Source organism: Pseudoalteromonas rubra (genome assembly GCF_004212645.1).
GTDB lineage: Bacteria > Pseudomonadota > Gammaproteobacteria > Enterobacterales > Alteromonadaceae > Pseudoalteromonas > Pseudoalteromonas rubra_G.
On record NZ_PPUZ01000004.1, the window covers coordinates 86,570 to 105,210 of the forward strand.

The 18,641-nt window shown below is 45.9% G+C and carries 15 protein-coding genes; 4 read left to right on the forward strand and 11 right to left on the reverse strand.

The features are described from left to right. The first annotated feature begins 6 nt into the window (after window positions 1-6). A complete protein-coding gene (locus C3B51_RS02085; protein ID WP_130243997.1) occupies window positions 7-273 on the forward strand; it encodes a hypothetical protein in 267 nt (88 codons plus the stop codon). A 336-nt stretch (window positions 274-609) separates the two neighbouring features. Here C3B51_RS02085 and C3B51_RS02090 read toward each other — a convergent pair whose 3' ends face one another. The 9 genes from C3B51_RS02090 to C3B51_RS02125 form a co-directional block, all read right to left on the reverse strand. Beyond that, window positions 610-1,470 (reverse strand): DNA adenine methylase, encoded by an 861-nt coding sequence (locus C3B51_RS02090; protein ID WP_130243998.1) that lies wholly within the window; start codon window positions 1,468-1,470, stop codon window positions 610-612. A 58-nt stretch (window positions 1,471-1,528) separates the two neighbouring features. Further along, entirely contained in the window at window positions 1,529-3,007 is a 1,479-nt protein-coding gene (locus tag C3B51_RS02095; RefSeq protein WP_130243999.1) for a hypothetical protein, read from the reverse strand. A 463-nt stretch (window positions 3,008-3,470) separates the two neighbouring features. Continuing rightward, entirely contained in the window at window positions 3,471-5,093 is a 1,623-nt protein-coding gene (locus tag C3B51_RS02100) for a Tn7-like element transposition protein TnsE (protein ID WP_130244000.1), read from the reverse strand. Continuing rightward, window positions 5,056-6,594: a TnsD family Tn7-like transposition protein gene (locus C3B51_RS02105; RefSeq protein WP_130244001.1), complete on the reverse strand. Its 1,539-nt coding sequence runs from the start codon at window positions 6,592-6,594 to the stop codon at window positions 5,056-5,058. Before C3B51_RS02105 ends, C3B51_RS02100 begins: the two co-directional genes overlap by 38 nt. 1 nt (window position 6,595) lies before the next feature. Then, a complete protein-coding gene (locus C3B51_RS02110; protein ID WP_240701833.1) occupies window positions 6,596-8,173 on the reverse strand; it encodes an AAA family ATPase in 1,578 nt (525 codons plus the stop codon). An 89-nt stretch (window positions 8,174-8,262) separates the two neighbouring features. Then, window positions 8,263-10,350: a Mu transposase C-terminal domain-containing protein gene (locus C3B51_RS02115; protein ID WP_130244003.1), complete on the reverse strand. Its 2,088-nt coding sequence runs from the start codon at window positions 10,348-10,350 to the stop codon at window positions 8,263-8,265. Then, a complete protein-coding gene (locus tag C3B51_RS02120) occupies window positions 10,334-11,161 on the reverse strand; it encodes a TnsA endonuclease C-terminal domain-containing protein (RefSeq protein ID WP_130244004.1) in 828 nt (275 codons plus the stop codon). Before C3B51_RS02120 ends, C3B51_RS02115 begins: the two co-directional genes overlap by 17 nt. Window positions 11,162-11,239: 78 nt before the next feature. Continuing rightward, entirely contained in the window at window positions 11,240-11,377 is a 138-nt protein-coding gene (locus tag C3B51_RS23500) for a hypothetical protein (RefSeq protein ID WP_165389099.1), read from the reverse strand. Between the two features lie 142 nt (window positions 11,378-11,519). After that, window positions 11,520-11,732 carry a hypothetical protein gene (locus C3B51_RS02125; RefSeq protein WP_130244005.1) on the reverse strand — a complete coding sequence of 71 codons (213 nt, stop codon included), beginning with the start codon at window positions 11,730-11,732 and terminating at the stop codon, window positions 11,520-11,522. A gap of 143 nt (window positions 11,733-11,875) precedes the next feature. Between C3B51_RS02125 and C3B51_RS02130 the strand changes: the two genes are divergently transcribed. Beyond that, complete coding sequence (locus C3B51_RS02130; protein WP_130244006.1) at window positions 11,876-12,775, forward strand: WYL domain-containing protein; 900 nt, start codon at window positions 11,876-11,878, stop codon at window positions 12,773-12,775. 122 nt (window positions 12,776-12,897) lie between these two features. On the opposite strand, the gene glmS is transcribed toward C3B51_RS02130, so the two are convergent. Both glmS and C3B51_RS02140 read right to left on the reverse strand, forming a co-directional pair. Then, a complete protein-coding gene (gene glmS / locus C3B51_RS02135) occupies window positions 12,898-14,718 on the reverse strand; it encodes a glutamine--fructose-6-phosphate transaminase (isomerizing) (protein ID WP_130244007.1) in 1,821 nt (606 codons plus the stop codon). 31 nt (window positions 14,719-14,749) lie between these two features. Beyond that, a complete protein-coding gene (locus tag C3B51_RS02140; protein ID WP_130244008.1) occupies window positions 14,750-15,520 on the reverse strand; it encodes a DeoR/GlpR family DNA-binding transcription regulator in 771 nt (256 codons plus the stop codon). A gap of 247 nt (window positions 15,521-15,767) precedes the next feature. On the opposite strand from C3B51_RS02140, the gene C3B51_RS02145 reads away from it, so the two are divergent. Then, window positions 15,768-16,520 (forward strand): LytTR family DNA-binding domain-containing protein, encoded by a 753-nt coding sequence (locus C3B51_RS02145; RefSeq protein WP_240701834.1) that lies wholly within the window; start codon window positions 15,768-15,770, stop codon window positions 16,518-16,520. Window positions 16,521-16,667: 147 nt separating this feature from the next. Then, a complete protein-coding gene (locus C3B51_RS02150) occupies window positions 16,668-18,635 on the forward strand; it encodes a hypothetical protein (protein ID WP_130244009.1) in 1,968 nt (655 codons plus the stop codon). The last annotated feature ends 6 nt before the right edge of the window (window positions 18,636-18,641 follow it).

Consider the following 18,641-nt stretch of genomic DNA (forward strand, 5'->3'; position numbering starts at 1 on the left):
AACAAAATGCCTTTAAACGATAAACTCAACCAACTTGAAAAGTTATCTTTCGGTACCGCTCGTCTGATTACCGGTCATAATCAATTGTCGAGGGCTAAGAAAGCAGGAGTTACGGCCTCCCAGCTTCGCTCGATCTTTGACGACTTGAAGGGGATGAATGATGATACAATCAATGGCTTTATCGATATTGGGGATCAATTGGTGAATGGAGACATTAATATCCCAAGCACCGCTTTCTGTACACCTGATGAAACATCAACGAACAAAGGTTAGTCGTACACCATGATGCCTCCTACCCTTGCCCTAACAGCGCTATAGTTAGGGCTTCTTCCCTCCCTTAGTAACCTCGGTATTGGTCTGCAAGGCTGAATAGATATGCAGAACATTACCACGCTATTTAGCTTCAATATGCAATCCGTCAGTTCTTGATCTTAATTTGGATAGCGGTGCTTTTTGAAGTGGCTTTTTCAATCGAGACTTGGAGCAGTCTTAGAGACTCATCCACAAAAATGCAGGGAAGTAATAAAAACAAGCTCCGAGATCGAAGCTTTTTTAATTAATAAAGCTTCAAACTAAGTAGAAATAGCTTCATGCACTAACCAAAACTAGTTATGCAGATCTTTTACCTAGCTGAGTATCCGGAATATTGACTGAGTCAGAAAAAATCATGATTTCCGATGCGACACGCTTAGTCTGAGCAGTATATTGAAGATCAAAAACCTTTGTTCTGTAGTCGGAATAAATATTGCTGATTTGTTCCGCATTATCATACGAAACAATCCAAGGGATTTCCGTAATTGTGTCCAAAATATTTTTGATTTCTACGTGATCTTTGTGTTCGTAGAAGTTACGGTATAACCCTTGACCTTTTACATAATAGGGTGGATCTAGGTATATAAGCGTATTTTGGGGAAGTGTTTGTGGCAACGTATTCAGTAAATCAACAGTATCAAAGTTATAGATGTTAATTCTGTTTCTATAGTTTGCAATCATTTCGATTCGCTTGATCAAATCCTCTTTGTTAAATCTAACATCTAACTTCCATTTACCTGCTTGGGCTCGACCGCCAATCACCCCTGCTTTTAATATTCCTGATCTATTAGTCCGATTTAAGAAAAATGTGGCAAAAGCGAGCTCTAGCGGCTCAACACTATTATCCTCATTCCTAAGGAGTTTTCTTTGCCTTTCCCAAGTGCCTATCGTCACTGGCGTATCAGAGATAAGCTTACATAGCTCTTCAGTCTTATTCACACACGCAAACCAAAACGCATAAACAGCAGGATCCAGATCATTGATATGAATTTGATTTACGTACTCGTGAAACAGCAGCTCCAAGGCCACGCCTGCCCCTCCAGCAAAGGGCTCGACATAGTGCCCATCCAAAAGGTTATTACTTTCAATTATCGATTTAACATAGTAAGAAAGCTTCCCTTTCCCCCCTGGATACCTCAGTGGTGTAAAAAACTTCATAGAACTCCCCCTTTTCCTAGATTCTAACAGCCCTCTTTCAAGTTGGCCATTAAAATTATTAACTCCAAATGCCGAGGAATAGGGGTTCAAAGTTATCCCAAGTGTTATTAATCGATAGCTTGTCAGGAAACATATGATTGTTATGTACATATTGTTGTAAAGAGCCCTTACTTTTCAATGTATCCGATGACACAGCTTGAATAGCAGTGCATTGCTTTTTTGAGAGTTTTTTTAGCTCGACTAAGCGGTTCGTAACCTTTACAACTTTGTCATGCAATCCTGTCTTATTATTTTCCAACTGAATTTTGTTCTGTTCTATGTAGAACGAGACTGATAAATCCAAAAACACACGGATTAATACCGCGATACTATTGGGCTGCACATCATGCCGAAGATTGCTTTTTAGCTCCTTAAAAATCCCGGAACATTTTTTATCTGAGATTTTTAACTTAACGTTTGCTGGTACGAGGTTATCTCTATTGGGGTTTGGTTTTACTGACTTCGCTTGCCCTTTGTTTCCTGTACCACTTTCATTTGCACCGGATCCACTGCCATCCGAACTCGGTTTGCTGCCTTCTGTAGGAGAGCTTTCATTGCCTCTTTCATCAACCACAGCATCGTTTCCTTTTGCTCCCTCTGCGCTTGACGGGCTATTATTTGATTCCTTTGTGCTCGGCTCTACAAAGGTTTGCGGCTCTGCAACTTTCCACAATCGAGACAGCTTTTGTTCCGATGGTGCTAACCCAAGCTGGTTAATAAAATCTTCCCTATCCTGCTTTTTCTTGATTCTATCAACTGTAAATAAAGTTTTACCTTTCTCATCTACCTCTAACATGCACTCTAAGACAAGCAATACTTTTCTGATAAACTCCTGTTTGCGCTCATTGCAATAAAGAATTCCGCCCGACACAACTTCAAGACCAAGGCTCTTTCTGAAATCTGGGTCACCTAACAGACGGTTTATATTAGTAATTTTTAGCTTCTTCGAATTCCCACTAATACTTGGTGGAACTTCCTTCTCTACGTGAAGGAAACTAAGGAATTGAAAACCTAACGAAGTCTCACCATGTTTTGCTCGATGCCGGTCACTTTCTTGACCAGTCCAGCGGACTCTACCTATGCCTTGATTTTCGCCGGTATGCTTCAAGTTTATCCAATGCTCAAACTCTTCCTCATTTTCATATACGACGCAATCAACTTCTTTGGGAATGGAAGGGTTTGTCTTAAGAAGACCTTTAATTTTTTTAGTTATTTTGTTTTCACTAATAATATCTGGCTGATTGAGCAACTTGAGAGTCGTCACCCTACGGTTACCTTCTGCGACCACAAAATTACTTTCACCTTCTTTTAGTACAATTAACCTTTCTGAGGGGTCCATTCCATGAGCAATGATATCTCGGGCTAAGTTGACGAGCTTTTCACCTTGCAACTCAACCATCTTAACTATAGCGTCACGCTGTGAATCGGGAGAGTCAGGAAATCTGGAATTATCAAGATCAAGTAAAAGAGAGCTAATTTCGATACTTTTGGTTTGCATTTGGACTTTCCGTTCCAATATTATTTTCGGCTATAATACATCTTTCATGAGTAAAATCATAGCAACGCCAAAATTGCGATAGGCGACTTTTGAAGCTACTTGACCCTTTTTTCAATTTCATCGTAAGTCAGTACACCAGACTCACTCAACTTCAGAAACGGCACTTAAAAGTAGTTTTCGGCGCCGACCTGCTGCTTCAGATGTGCTTGCGTTCAGGACGGGGAGACCTTCAATAGTTGATTTTCTATCTCATGCTGGTGTGTTTCCACATCACGGTTAAGCTGGCGCGGCTCACTCTGGTGGAAATAATCCGAGATGCTACTTACAGCAGCTTTATGGATGACAAGTATGTTGCATCACAGGTATTCTGTAATAGAGTTATAGCGATGCGCTTTCTCATATGAATACATTATTTATCATAGGTTACCGACCCTAATCGAACCTGGTTTTTTCAATTTATTTTTCAAACACTTAAAAACAACAACCTATGAAATCTCTCAGCCCATCTGTCCATATCTACCTCACTCAACCCTCCTTTGCCTTTAGATTTCTGATGCGAAATGCTCTTGTGATCACCCGCGCCAACCAGTTCATCAAAGTACTTATTTGGCCAACAGAACTGTTTGCTGAGCAACCCTCTTTCTATTTCAACTATAAAGTCTTGTAACTGGCCTTTTGGCGCTAATGCTCGCGCTGAAATAACTTTGGTGGCTATTGAAGCTTTGCCGTCTGAGGTATCCACCTCTAATAAGAAATAGCCTTCGCTTTGATGTTCAACCCGTACGATAGCCATACATCTAGGCGAACCATCTACCATAAGGTGACTCTCACTGCGCCCCACAGCTGGTAGCTTACGAACAATGTGCTTATTTTGCTTAACACCATGTTCTTTTTCTAATATCTCCAGCATTTTGAAGAAGCCATCGAACTTATTGTGACTCAAAGCGTCGTTATCAGTTTGGTCATCTAATCCATCAATGGCAGCTCGAGGCTTATCACCTCGTGAGTTTGGGTCATCGGTGCTTACTTCAGGTGGTAAGGTACTGGGTTTTTCCTCGTCTTCCTTACCGCCTGAGCCATTACGGGCTTTTGTATAGACTTTACGAGTGTGTGGTACTCTGTTGTATGTGCGCTGCGTTGCATCACAAAATATCAACGCAGACTCGTTATCTTCGCTACCGTCACTGCCTTCATCTATTTCTCTCTGTGTCGGTAACTGCGGATAGGTGCCACCTTTCCCCTTACCAGAACCTCTCTTGTTCTCAATAAAGTTTGGGTGTGCATAGCCAATGTCAGTAATATCTGGAAAGTACAAACCATCGATGGCTTCTATACGGTTAATAAACCAGGTTTTTTCATCTGGCGACTGCCAACCTCTGGCCGCAATGCTTACCCCTTCAAGTTGAGGCGGATCAAACCGGAATTTCCACTGTTGATACTTTTCTGTTATTACACTCTCATCCAGGAGATATGCATAGATGCTCTGAAAAGAATGCTTTACATCGTCGTCGAGCAGTATCCAGGCTATCTGATGCCTGAACCCATCATTGTCGAACATGATTTTCGGGCACAGTGATGTTGGTAAGGCATTGATCATCACATCAGGCTGAAAGTCACCTTCGAGCTCAGGGTCGTAGTCAACGTCAAATTCAAAATCGAGTGCGCTATGTATCAGAGCCGCATTTGCCAAATAGTTATTGGTGAAGAACAGTGCTCTGGCCAGTTCTAGTTGAGGAAGGTAAATTGTTTTACCCTCGGACCTGAACACAAAGCAATTTTGAGATTGTTCATTGCTATGCCTGAACTTAACTAAACCACACTCTTCAACTGTTCCCACCTCCCAAAGATCACGTTCGGGCAATGTAATTTCGACTGAAAAGCCGGGCGGTGTTGCCGTGGAAGTTTGGTTGAGTACAACCTGGCGGCTTAAATATGGTAGCTGGCTAAACTTAAGGGATTTACGATGGGAATTATTGAACTGAACTCCAATGCTCCATGTCTTACGATCGTGGTACTTGAAAACGTTGCCGATCCCCTGGATCCTGGCGTTATCTGGTAGATTTTTGAATCTGCTCGTTTGCTTCATTCGTTACAACACTTCCCAATAACTCCGCCGTGATGGGGCGGATCCTGTCCTTACTGAGCCGTGCTAAACGCTGAATGCGCCAACTTCTATAGTCATGGTGATGTCGAACACAATTAATACATGCCACAGCGATACGACGGCATTGGTACTCCTCTATAGTTTCACAGTATTTATTAAAAAACAATTTACACAAAGGCAACTTTTCTAATTGTTTGATCTGGGACAATGGAATATTTACATGCAAAAAGTACCAGTTTTTTGTCAACCTTGGGACTTCCAGACTAAGCTCCAGCGTATTTCTCAGCCTGATAAGTCGCTTTACGTATGCCAGATCTCGCTGGTACCAGTCTACTTTCGGCTTACGCCTAATGCCTTGTTTCGTGTGCGCTTGATTAAACGCCATAAGCCAGGATTTATCATGTCGATACAACCATATATACAGATCTGCAAAGCCACTTTGTCTGGCCCCCTTAACACCGAATCTGGCTACTGCATGCTGCCATTTTTGCCGTTTGGCAAGCTCAACGATGTGAGGTGGTACCGCAGGTTGATTGCCTGGTTCCTGGCTATAATCCATTTTTGATGCATCTTTCAGTAAACCAGCAATGTCCAGGTGCTCATCAAAAAATGCCTGCAAAACCAGCAAGTGCTGCAAGTAACTAAATGCTTTTCTGTGCTTTCTAAATAATGTCTTGAGCCAGTTTGAATCAACACCATCATCAATGCTCAGCCCGAGCCAGCTCAAGCCGAGAGCACCCCAGTATTTATGTACGATATGACTGACCCCTTTATGGTCAATATGTTTACCATGATTTAAACCAAGACGCGTCGCCAGCGCTCGATAGAATGCACTCCACTGCTCTGGATAAATATCAACCTCAGGCGCATCTAACAGAACCTGTGTGTATCCCGCCAGTCTTTGAAATTTAGCAGGCAACTGCTCGGCCACAGCAGCAGGGAGCACACTCGGATTGAGAGCAGAAAACACATGCTTATGAAGAGAGTGAACATGTACGGCACTCTGCATTAAACTTCCGTGTACTGGACAACTCACAACCCCGGGAGCCTGCCAGAGACGATGCCAGTACCACTCTTTATATTTATCGAGCTGCATTGCCAGGCAACATGGACAGTACTTTAGATACACAGGGCTTTTTACAACCGAGGCGGCTTTCCCAAGCTGCAACTCTGCGGAGCAACCGTTACCAGAGAGCAAGTCATTTTTCACTCGCTGAGCGATTTCTGGATGAACAAAGGGGGCATACAGCGGGTATAGCGTGTATTGCTTCAACAGCTTTTCGGCCGTTAGTTTTGCATTTCCCTGGTAGTGGGAAGCAAGTAATTGCAAGTGGCCCTGCAATGCCACAGCAGCAACAAACGTCTTGCTGCCAAGCAGATTGTAGAGCAGTTGTTTAGGTGAAAGTTCTAAACTATATACACCATACCGAGCGATAACACTGTAAATCAGTTCATTGCGATACGGGATGGGTAAATCAAACACCTTACACGCTCTGTTTAAGCCACGAATCTATATCGAATATCTTTCCCTGCTGTTTGTAATACCGATAAAGCTCGCCGGATTGCTTTTTGTGTTGAGAATAACCAAACCGTAAATCGTCACCAGGCAATGTATGCCAGTCCTTGAGCTTGATGAGTGCTGGCTTCTCTTTGGGTTCTTCCACTTCGTTTGGCGTTTGCTCATACCATTCTAGAACGAGTGGAATAAGCCCTCTTACCTGAAGATTTGGATGATCTTTAATGGCTCTTTGCACTAACGGGACCAATAACTCAGATTCACACCCCATGCCTAGCAAAAGGTTGTAAAGCCGCATGGCCTCTGAGTCGCTGGCAAAAGGTAATGAGTCTGACTTTGTAGCGGCAACTTCAGAGATCTGTTTGCTCAATTCCAGCAATCGCTTATCAATCTCTTTGTATTTCAAATCTGAATATTTGGCGATACTCCTGACTTTTCCCGATTTAAGTGCTTCAATCATCGGATGAATAGGCTGTAGTTCAGACTCGTACACTTTCACAAGTAACTTTGAAGATAACCGTTCAACTCCAGTGATAATGGCACGAAGCTGCGCAAGTACAAATAACTTAACCACGATATCCAGCACACCTTGAGACAGCTCAAACCAGGTGTTGCGGATCTCTTCTGTGAGCGGCTCATCACGATGGATCAGCCACTGATACTGCCAGAGCTTATCGGTCAACAATCGCCACTCCGTGGGCTTTGGCTTACCCGTTGCTTTATCGATTCTATTTTTGTGCTGTGGCAGGGGTTCCCACACCATAGAACCAACCCCAGTACTGCGCCTTGCGGATTGCAATTCAAGCTCGAATATGGGCCTTGCCTTCGGAGTGCCAACTAAAATCACCGGCACACCAATAATATTCACCAAGGCCACAAAGAACTCGAGCATTCGTTCTTGCCCTTCTTTTTTCTTTCGGGCCAACCTTTGAATTTCATCAATCACTAACACGCCTATGGCATATTGATTGGCGACTTGTCCCATAAATGCTAAAAGCACTTCGGGACTATGCCGCTTAAATCCATACCTTTCAGTGAGATCAGTATTTAGATGTTTATCGACCTCCTGAAAGAAATTTAAGCATAAGCTTTTCAATGACCCATCCACAGGGCATTCGATACGCAAATACGTGAGTTGATAAGTGTTATATTGCTCGTGATAGACCGCTTGCGGGTAGGTGGCCAGTATTCTTAGCACACTGGAGCTTTTACCACATCCAGAGCAGCCAATAAGTGATAAACAACGCGCCGTTGAAGGCGCTTCAGCAAAACGAAAGCTACTAATGTCTCCTGTCATTAGTCGCTCGTAGCCATTTTGCAAGTGTTGTTGTAGCTGACCAGTTGCGATGTTTCTGGCAACATAGCCACCGCGGATCATCAACGCTATTTTTTCTTCTAACGCCACATGCATCGAAAGCGGCTGAAAGAAGTCATCAAGCAAGCCACATAATTCATGAGCACGCTGTCTTGCATCTAAATAACCGGCTGCGGGATTGTATTTTACCTTACCCTCCAGTTTCGTTTTTAGCTCTTCTATTTTGCTCACTCTTGGCAACGCTTCGATAAACGGATTGCCTTTGTAGCGCTCAATCTCAGACTCCTGATACATCGCGCGGAAGAGGTTGGGTGGTAAAGTCATACGTCGTCATCCTCCCCAAACAGTTGATCTGAAAAGTCAGGAAAGTCCAAATCATCATCCGGTTCAGAGAGATAATGCACTTGAGCCGATTTGCTGGTATCAATTTCTACTGGCTTATGGGCACGTGCTTTACGTTCTTTGGCTTTTTCTTCAGCTCGATTATCACGAATATCGCGAATACGCTCAGCATCCGACAAACCAATATGTTTTGGTGCGGCCTTTTCAGCCTGCTTAACCACATCGATCACTTGACGTTCCAGAGCACGCTTTTGCTGGTCAGCTATCAGTTTTGCATCAGCATGAGTGTGTTTTAACTCATCACTTTGCTGCCATACATCCCAGAAGCTCGCTCCGGAAAACTGCCTTGAACGTGTGGCTAACTGGCATACAAAGTAATCGCTGCTGTTAGGACCGCAGTAAATATAGATATGATCAGCTATCGCCAGATCATATGCTACTTCCACACTCTTGGGCCGTTTAACGTCTTTCCCCCGATGCATCCAGCCCAACTTCAAAAGCTCCGCGCTGGTGTAATACAAACCAAATATACAAGCACCTGACTCGGATATGGTTGCGCGAGCTCTCGGCATCAGTGCTACACGGAGATGCTCTGCCTCAGGCTTTCTCAAACGGCCAGTACGATGTTGCAGGCCCCAATTCCAGATGGCTAACGGGTTATTTTGCAAGTCCGTTGGCATATCTGCGGCTTTATCATAGCTTTCAATTACGTGATATTGGTTGTGATAAAGTACTGACGCTAAAATAATTCTGGTGAACTCTTGAATCGTAAGCTTGGCATCCAAGCGATAATCCCGGTCTCCATGCTTTTTGGTCTTGGAGCCTGTGACCACACCTGGTGCGAACGGCTTGAATGCTTGCTGAAAAGTATTAAATGCTCTTTCGACGATGCCTTTTGCCTCGCTTCTGAATGGGGGTGTATTTTCAAGACGAACGCCAAAACCCTTTTCCAGGCATTCAATTTGATGCCCCATTAGCTCGCCTCTGTCAGCCAACAATGCGGTAGGTAGGCCTATACAAGGCCATTGCTCTGGTGTTACGTCAAAGCCAAACTCACGACAGTAATCTGATTTATCAGTCGCAGCCATATGTAGTGCTTGAATGGCGGCAGCATACGAAGGGTTTTCAAAGCCGACATAGAACCCTGCCACCATACGGCTGAATACATCAATTACCATGTAAATTACTGGTCGACCAACGATATTGCTTCTTTGGGAGTCAGACACCAGGTAAATATCTGCAATTGTTGCGTCAATCTCGTAGCGCATTCCCGGGCCTAAAACATCTGCAACGGCGGTACTTGTTAAAGGCCGTATGTCTTTTTGCAGCTTGATCTTTCCGGCCTGAGCCTCAATTTTTTCTACCTGGCGATATTCGCGTTTGTAAAAGTGTTCCATTTGCCAATAAGTTGGTAATTCCTGTTCCGGAAGGTCGGGAAAGTACTGCTGATAAATATCTTTTAGTCGATTGTGGGCATATCTGAAGGACTTACTTTTATCAGTCAGAACATGGCGTTCAATGGCAATACGAAACAGTTTTTCAGTAAAGTCATCAATCAGGGCACCGGTACCTTTCATATACTTACGAGGCCTGCCTAACTTTGTTGTTGTGGCCCGCCGCTTTTTGCCCTTTGCCCCTGAGTTTTTATAATCCGGTAACAGTGCATTGGGGATCTGGCCTCGCTGCCAGTAGCGACGTGCAAAACGATAGATTGTCTGCTTAGTCTTGCCCGTATCTACCATTATCTGATGAACCACTTTGCCACGCGCTTTAGGCTCGTAGAAGTCTTCAAGCTCTACCAAGGGCATAATTGCCGCATAGTTCTCATCGCGTTTTACCTGTGCTGTAGAACCGGATTCTGGTATGACAGCAATGATGTCACTATATGGGTCCGCCGCACGTTTTAATACTTCATTCTGAAAGCCTTGCTCCAATTCAGCCAATTCAACAAACTCAGGGAAGGCCTTATCATCATGGACTTTGATCCAAATAGCGTAGTACTCAAACACCACTAGTATGCGATACAAGGTCTGTTCGTATTGCAACACTTCATTGATTTGAAACACGAAACACCTCCTGAATTTGCTCAACATTACCTAATCGGAGTTGACCCACCTGAAGCTTTTGTACTGGCGTAAAAATGTCGAAGGTAAAGTAACGATCAGCCAGCAAAGCTCTTATTTCAAACAACGATTCCCCTAAGTCTAGTCCATAAGCGGTATCAATCTCTTTACAGGCATTTATAAGCGTTTTAACTGGATGTTTTGCAAAGTAATCGGCATAGAATCTGGCTTGCTCAATGGCTGAGTCTTCAGCTTCTTCATGCTGGCCTTGCAATGGATAAATCCACTCAACATTCGCCTTAACCACTTTGGGGATCTCTTGCTCAGTGACTATTTGCCAGGGGATCTGCTTTTCAAGCCAAAAGCGCTTTTCTAACTCGAGTATTTCTATTTTTCGCTGATCTTCAAATGAGCTGACGTATTTGGCCTGCAGCGCAAAGTAGGGAAGATCTCTTGAGGTTGTTTCAACAAAGAAGTCACTTGAAAGGTATTGGTCAACACCACGAACATTTGGGTGTTTGATACCCGCAGATTCCGCTAACTCAAGCGTTATCTCACGCTCTAAAGGGAACTGCTCTTTGACTTGCAGCACATCCTGCCGCCACTCAAGCAAATAGAACACGGATAGTTCAAGATCGGATAATAAATGATGAGTGCGTTTTGATTTATAACCAAAAACCCGATGTACACGGCCGTCTGAAGGTGCATCGTAAACAGTCAACCAAGGCTTGTAATCTTGATTGTCACCGGCACCGCGTCCTTCTTTGATCCACTTACGATATTGAGCCTCAGTATGGCCAATCTTCCTAGACATAATATACCGCTATAACCGATTGAAGAACTTCTCTAGTCATAGCGGTATGCTCCATTCAAATAAGTGGGATAGGCTACATTAAGCTGCCTTTTTGATAGGAATGCGGAACATGCCGCCATTTTTCCGAGTAATCTTCTTACCCTTCACAGTGATGTAAGGTCTGTAGATGTACTCAACATCTTCTTGTGTTTCGGGTTTAGATAATGGTTTAGTCATTTAAATTCCTTAAACCAATGTCCTTGACGAATCCTACAAATTAGATTTATAGTCATGAACATTGGTTGTATTTCTAAAAAATTAGAACAGGGTGGCCGCCCTGAACTGCCAACTTGTACGGAGACCTATTTCGATAGGTCTTTCATTTCCTCTCTCGCCTTACCCCCTTAAATGGTTCTCCATCCATTTTAACATCCATAATTCGCCCTGTATTAGTATCTCTTTTAGCCCACAAACCAGATGGAGTCTGAAATTGAGATCGCTCTCTTACTGCTCCAATTCGTTTGCCATCACCATATGGGGCATTTTTTGCCATTTTTACCTCCAAAAAACCTACCAGATCAATATCGATCAAAATACATACTACACCTAGATTCGTGATAGATCAAATGTTGATCCATGATTTTTTGAAAATATTTTAATATCACATGTCAAAATGATTCGTGATATTTTGAGCAACTACTGCTATTATTTACAAAAAACAAGAGTGAAACTGCTATGGCAACAACTTATGATTACGCTAAATTGAATGAAGAGTACGGTTCAAATGCGGAGAGACTTGCCTTTGTTGACTTCAAGCTCCGATTCACTGGTATTATCCAGAGAACAGATTTAGCTGAAGCCTTTAATTTAGCTGAAGCTTCTTCATCACGACTCTTATCCTTATATCATGAGCTCAAACCAAACAACATGCGCTATGACAGGAGTAAAAAGGTTAATGTCATTTGTGAAGAGTCATATGAGCCAATCATCGCTATGGATGCTGAGATTGCTTTAGGAATGCTGTCCCACGGGTTTAATAAGAACAGATTAATAGGCAAGCCAATATTAAATTATGCTCGAGTCGGCAAAGTGCCTGAACAATTAAACATTGATCAGGTATCCACCCTAACCAGAGCAATGTTTAATCAGCAGGCAATTAATTGTCAATATATCTCTGCCAATAGCAGCAACCATAGTAACCGAGAGCTAGTACCTTTAACTCTTATTTCAGACGGTAAGAACTGGCTATTCAGAGCCTATGATAGATCTAGTGATGACTATAGTTTTAAGAATTTCAACTTTGCTCGAGCTTGCAATATTAACCTTGCTGTCACCAGTGACAAAGACGCGCAACCATATGAGCTATTGGCACATGACATAAAGTGGAACACTTTGCAGCCGCTCTTACTTGAGCTACACCCCAACTTAAATGATGACTTAAAAGCATCTGTAAGGCGTGATTATGGTATGGCCGACGATCAGAATGAAATTCTTCTTACTGAGAGAGGAGCCTTAATTTGGTTGCTGTGTAATCAATGGCTTATCGATAAACGTGATGAAGAATCAAGTAAGAGTAAAAGCAGGTATTACAACTTTCAACTCAAAAACAGGCATATGTTACTCGACTACTTATAAGAAAAGCCGACAAAAGTCGGCTTTTTACTTGGTATGAAACTTTATTACTTAGGATGATACTTTAATACTTAGTATGAATCTTTATTCCTAAGCCACATTTTTGTTTAATCAATAAACCCAACTTACTCTACCGTAACTGACTTAGCCAGGTTACGTGGCTGGTCGACGTCGGTGCCTTTGATCACGGCAACGTAGTACGACAGTAGCTGTAGCGGGATTGTATAGACAACGGGTGCGATGATGTCTTCTACGTGATTCACGTTCATTACGCGCATGGTGTCGTCTGATGCGAAGTTAGAGTCTTTGTCGGCGAAGACGTAGATGATACCGCCGCGGGCGCGGACTTCTTCAACGTTTGACTTCAGCTTTTCAAGCAGCTCGTTGTTTGGCGCTACGACTATGATTGGCATGTCGGCGTCGATCAGGGCCAGTGGGCCGTGCTTCAGCTCGCCTGCGGCGTAGGCTTCGGCGTGAATGTACGAGATTTCTTTAAGCTTAAGTGCGCCTTCCATTGCGATTGGGTACTGTGAACCACGGCCCAGGAACAATGAGTGGTGCTTGTCGGCGAATTCTTCTGCCAGCGCTTCGATGCCTTCGGCCATGTTCAGTGACTCTTCCAGTTTGTTTGGCAAAGTCTTGATGGCGTTGACGATCACGCTCTGGTCGCGGCCTTTTTCCTGCGCGATTGACGCAGTTAGCATCAATAAGCCGACTAATTGCGTGGTAAACGCTTTGGTTGATGCTACGCCAATCTCGGCACCGGCTTTGGTCATAAAGGCCAGGTCAGATTCGCGTACCAGTGACGAGCCCGGAACGTTACAAATGGTCATAGAGGCCATATAACCCTGCTCTTTAGCCAGACGCAGTGCAGCCAGGGTATCGGCGGTTTCACCAGACTGAGAAATGGTTACAAGTAAGCTGTTTTCGTGTACGAACGACTCACGGTAGCGGAATTCAGAGGCAATTTCGACATTACAGCTTACGCCTGCGTATTGCTCTAACCAGTAACGTGCCACCATGCCTGAGTGGTAAGACGTACCACAGGCGATGATCTGAACGTGTTTAACGTCTTTGAAGATCTGGTTTGCTTTATCACCAAACGCATCTACCGATACTTTGTCGCCGTCTAAACGACCTTCCAGCGTGTTACGCACGGCCATTGGCTGCTCGTAGATCTCTTTAAGCATGTAGTGGCGGTATTCGCCTTTGCCCGAGACATCCTGAGAAATGTTTGATTCAACCACTTCACGCTCAACAGGTTCGCCGTTGATGTCGTAAATTTCTACCGTATCGCGGGTGATGCGTGCCACATCGCCTTCTTCCAGGAAGATAAAGTTGCGTGTTACCGCCAGCAGCGCCAGCTGATCAGACGCGATAAAGTTTTCGCCCAGACCTAAGCCAATTACCAGCGGGCTGCCTGAACGGGCCACGATGATTTCGTTGTCGTTGGCTTTGTCGAATACCACAGTGCCGTAAGCGCCTTCAAGCTGCTTAACCGCGGCTTTAACGGAGTCCAGCAGAGAGTCGTGCTGCTGACGCAGTTGGTGGATCAGGTGAACCATGACTTCGGTGTCGGTATCAGACAGGAAGGTATAGCCATCGTCTTTAAGTACGGAGCGCAGCGATTCGTGGTTCTCGATGATGCCGTTGTGAACCAGCGCAATTTCGCTGTTTGAAATATGTGGGTGAGCATTTACTTCGGTTACACCACCATGTGTAGCCCAGCGAGTATGCGCAATACCTGTGTGTCCGCTGACGCCAGATTCGGCCACAGCCGCTTCCAGGTTCGCCACTTTACCCACGGCCTTAACCGTATTCAGCGTGCCAGCTTCACTTAGCGCAACACCGGCTGAATCGTATCCACGGTACTCAAGACGTTTTAAACCTTCGATCAAAATACGGTTAACAGGACGTTCTGCTACCGCACCAACTATACCACACATAAACTCTCCATTATTTGCACGTTGTGTGTTGTCATTCTACCTCTGCACAGATCAGCTGCACGCCACGGGCCTCGATCGCCTGGCGCAAGTCGGCAGCCAGGTTGTTGTCGGTGATCAAGGTCGTGACCTGATCCCAGGGCAATTCTAAATTCGGTATTCTGCGGCCGATCTTTTCAGATTCGACCAGTACAACCACGTCACGGGCCGCTTCGGCCATGACCTGGCTTAATCCCACCAGCTCATTGAACGTGGTGGTGCCCCTTGCCACATCTATGCCGTCGGCACCGATGAACAAGGTATCAAAATCATAGGAGCGCAAAACCTGTTCGGCAACCTGCCCCTGAAACGACTCCGAATGGGGGTCCCAGGTGCCACCGGTCATCAATAAGGTAGGCTCGTTTTCCAGTGCCAACAAGCGGTTGGCAATATTTATGGCATTGGTCATGACCACCAGCCCGCGCTTTTGCGCCAGCTCCGGGATCATGGCGGCTGTTGTGCGGCCACTGTCGATGATAATGCGATGGTGATCTTTTATCAGCGCGGCGGCGGCTTTAGCAATGGCCACTTTGCGCAGCGTATCGCGCTCATCATCGCTTTTGGCAACAATCTCTTGCGGCAGCGCCACAGCGCCCCCGTAACGACGTAATAGCAGGCCGCTTTTTTCCAATGCAGTTAAATCCTTTCGAATCGTAACTTCTGATGTGGCAAATTCACAGGCTAAAGCTTCTACGCTGACTTCACCCTGCTCATTTACCATGGCAAGGATTGTGTGTCTGCGTTGTTGTGTATTGCGCTTGGTCATCGTGGTTTTATATAAAATTATAAGTTTCGTTTCGAACGTTGCGGAATTATAGTCGAAACTTACGGTTCGAAACAAGTTAAATTTTAGTCATGTTGGGCGGTGTGGGTTTGGATGTAAATTAGGCGTACAGAACCGCCTTTTGGTGCGGCTGATGTTTATGACGCTTGAATGATCGCCGCTTTGTTTGGCTTCACATCCGTTAGCAGAATGCTAAAATACACCAGTGTATCAAATATGGGAAAATGTGGTGTCGGCTCGGATCAGACAAGAATGGTTAATGTCGCTGTGTGGCTGGACGCTGGTGATTGGCTTTTTGACCTTTATTGACTTGCTGCACGACTGGTCGGTGCCCGAAGGCGAGCGACTCAACAATCCGTTGTGGTGGGCAGTGCAGGAATGGGGCTTATGGTATCTGTTAACGCCTGCGTTATTTCGTGCGCTGGCCCGGCTGGAACCGGCACCTAGGGTAGACACCACCCCGTTTTTGAAAATCATGACAGCCGCCTATTTCATCGCCATGCTGTTACAGGCATTGTTCGATCTGGTCGCGCTGGACGACCCCATAGCCTATACGCTCTACTACTTTGCGCCTTCCCATCTGCTGGTGCTGTTCGTGATCACTATTTTATGGCACACCCAACTGCGCACCATTACCGACCCTCAGCAGGATCAGCAAGCGTTATGGGTCGATCAGGGCCGGGATAAAGCCCCGGTGGCTTACAACGACATCACCCATATTAGTGCAGCCAGCAACTATATGGAGATCCACACCCGCACGCAGCAATATCTAAAGCGTGGCACCCTGAAAGAGCTGATGGCACAACTGCCACCGCAATTTGTCCGCACCCATCGCTCGCACGCGGTTAACCTGTCAGCCATTGAGCGGATCCAGAACAAGCCCTCTGGCAGCGCCATTATTCAGCTATGCGGTGGTGCGCAGGTTGCCCTGAGTAAAGGCTACAAGCAGGAAGTAAAAGCGCGCTTTGTACAAAGTGCCTAAAAAGCATACTCGCTATTCGTCCCACATTCACCGGGATGAGAAAACAGCCCCGGTCCATTCATCCCATACAGCCACAATTTACCCCTAAGCTTTTGTTTCTTTTGGTTTGAATCTCTTAATATGGCGCTAACTTTCAAGGAGTGTTGTATGAACCTGATGAAACCTGTATTGCTACCTTCGTTGCTGCTGTGTACTTTGCTGAGCCCGGTGTATGGCCAGCAACCCGCCGACAAAGTGTTTGATCACAATGCGCTGGCTAAGTTTAATGCCCAGCATGCACTGGATCTGCTCAATCAGTTGCCCACTTTTGTACTGAGTGAAGGCAACAATGAACGCGGCCTCAGCGGGGCCAGCAGTAATGTCTTGCTCGACGGTGCGGTGCCTTTGTCTAAATCCGACTCCATCGAAACCCTGCTGCGTCAGCTGCCTGTCAGCCAGATAGCCACGCTGGAGTTGTACAGTGGCCAGCATCCGTTCAGCCAGCTCAGTGAATACACTCAGGTAGTAAATATCATTAAAAAAGCGCAAGCTGGCTCCATAGATTGGCGTGCCAGTATGCAATCTCAGCACAGCGACCACACACTGAACGAAGCCAATTTAAGTCTGCAAACCAGCTATGCTGACTGGCAACATACTGCAAGCGTAAAGTGGCTAAACAACCATGCGTATTCATCCGGTGTACTCACCCAGCATGCCAGTGCTCAGTCACAGCAGGCAGCTAGCATAGAGCAGGAGCATTTTGCAGAGCGCGAGCAGGGCGTGCAGCTGGCTTTGATCAGCAGAACCCAATTGAGCCATGGCAGAGTGCAATTGAATGCCTCAGCCCAACAAACCGACTGGCGCACGCGCTATCGCTGGACGCCTGCTGAGCCTGCGCCGGTAAATGGCACCACAGACAACGAGCAGGCAGACGAATACGAGCTGGGCTTTGACTGGCTCACGGTCATGCCCGATAACTGGCAATGGCAGCTCACAGGCCTTGCCAGACAAACGCAAACAGACTTGTCTATACAAGAATGGCAAAGCCCTGAACCGCCACTTGTTATCTTTGAACAAGGTGAGCGCAAGCGCGAACAGGTGCTCAGGCTGGCGTATGGTAATCCGACGCTCACCCTGCAACCCAGTATGGGTATTGAAGGCAGTTACAACTCAGTGACGGCCAACACCCGGGATGGGGGCGATATTGAACACAGCAAAGTCACCGAAACACGTTTTGAGCCGTTTGTGGCGGCCAGCTGGCCTGTTGCGCCTAAGTGGCAGCTGTCGGGCAAACTCGCGCTAGAGCAGGCCACCCTGACAGCAGGTATCGACTCTGAGCAGCCGCTGAAACATCGTTTACTCAAGCCGCAACTTAAGCTGGGGCACGACCTCAGCGAAACTTCACAGCTAACCTTCAGTGCACAACACCAGGTTGAACAGCTCGACTTTGCGCTGTTTCAGGCGTCTCAGAGCAGCGGTTTCTCGCGCACCCAAAGTGGTGCCACTCAGTTAAAGCCCATGCAATACACTGAGCTGATGCTCACCTGGCAATATGAGCGGCCCGGCTGGTTTGAATTCACCCTCAGCCCGCTCTACCAGTGGCAAAAAGATATCCAGGAATATCAGCTACAAAGCGATGGTAACGGCGCCATCAATAATGCCGGACGCGCCCGTTACTTTGGCCTGGACAGCGAATGGAGTATCAATACCGACCGCCTGCTCAGTGCCAGCCGTATTGAGCTAAGCTACACCTGGCGGGACGCGCGATATGACGATCCACTCAGCGGTGTACGTCCAATCACAGATCTGACCCCACACGAATTCATCGTCGGGTTTCGTCGCGATCAGGCCACTTTATCCTGGGGGGTCGAGGCCTTTTTGCCTACCCGCCTGCGCGAGTACTATCACAATGAGGTGCTGACCGAGCGGGCAGGCACAGAGCTTAGCGCATTTATTCAGACTCAGATTGGCAATGGATTGTCACTGCGGGCCGAAATGAACACGCTTAACAAGGCAAAATACCGCTATACCCGAGTCCTGTACGAGCCTGATCGCAGCCACGCTCCGACACGCAGAGCCGTGCTGGATGAAACCATACAGCCTCAGCTGAGCCTGACTCTCAGCGGTCAGCTATAATTTGGC

Bases quoted from the DNA above. Each gene is read 5' to 3' on its own strand.
- C3B51_RS02085 (WP_130243997.1), top strand. From the start codon at position 7: ATGCCTTTAAACGATAAACTCAACCAACTTGAAAAGTTATCTTTCGGT.
- C3B51_RS02090 (WP_130243998.1), bottom strand. From the start codon at position 1,470: ATGAAGTTTTTTACACCACTGAGGTATCCAGGGGGGAAAGGGAAGCTT.
- C3B51_RS02095 (WP_130243999.1), bottom strand. From the start codon at position 3,007: ATGCAAACCAAAAGTATCGAAATTAGCTCTCTTTTACTTGATCTTGAT.
- C3B51_RS02100 (WP_130244000.1), bottom strand. From the start codon at position 5,093: ATGAAGCAAACGAGCAGATTCAAAAATCTACCAGATAACGCCAGGATC.
- C3B51_RS02120 (WP_130244004.1), bottom strand. From the start codon at position 11,161: ATGTCTAGGAAGATTGGCCATACTGAGGCTCAATATCGTAAGTGGATC.
- C3B51_RS23500 (WP_165389099.1), bottom strand. From the start codon at position 11,377: ATGACTAAACCATTATCTAAACCCGAAACACAAGAAGATGTTGAGTAC.
- C3B51_RS02130 (WP_130244006.1), top strand. From the start codon at position 11,876: ATGGCAACAACTTATGATTACGCTAAATTGAATGAAGAGTACGGTTCA.
- glmS (WP_130244007.1), bottom strand. From the start codon at position 14,718: ATGTGTGGTATAGTTGGTGCGGTAGCAGAACGTCCTGTTAACCGTATT.
- C3B51_RS02140 (WP_130244008.1), bottom strand. From the start codon at position 15,520: ATGACCAAGCGCAATACACAACAACGCAGACACACAATCCTTGCCATG.
- C3B51_RS02150 (WP_130244009.1), top strand. From the start codon at position 16,668: ATGAACCTGATGAAACCTGTATTGCTACCTTCGTTGCTGCTGTGTACT.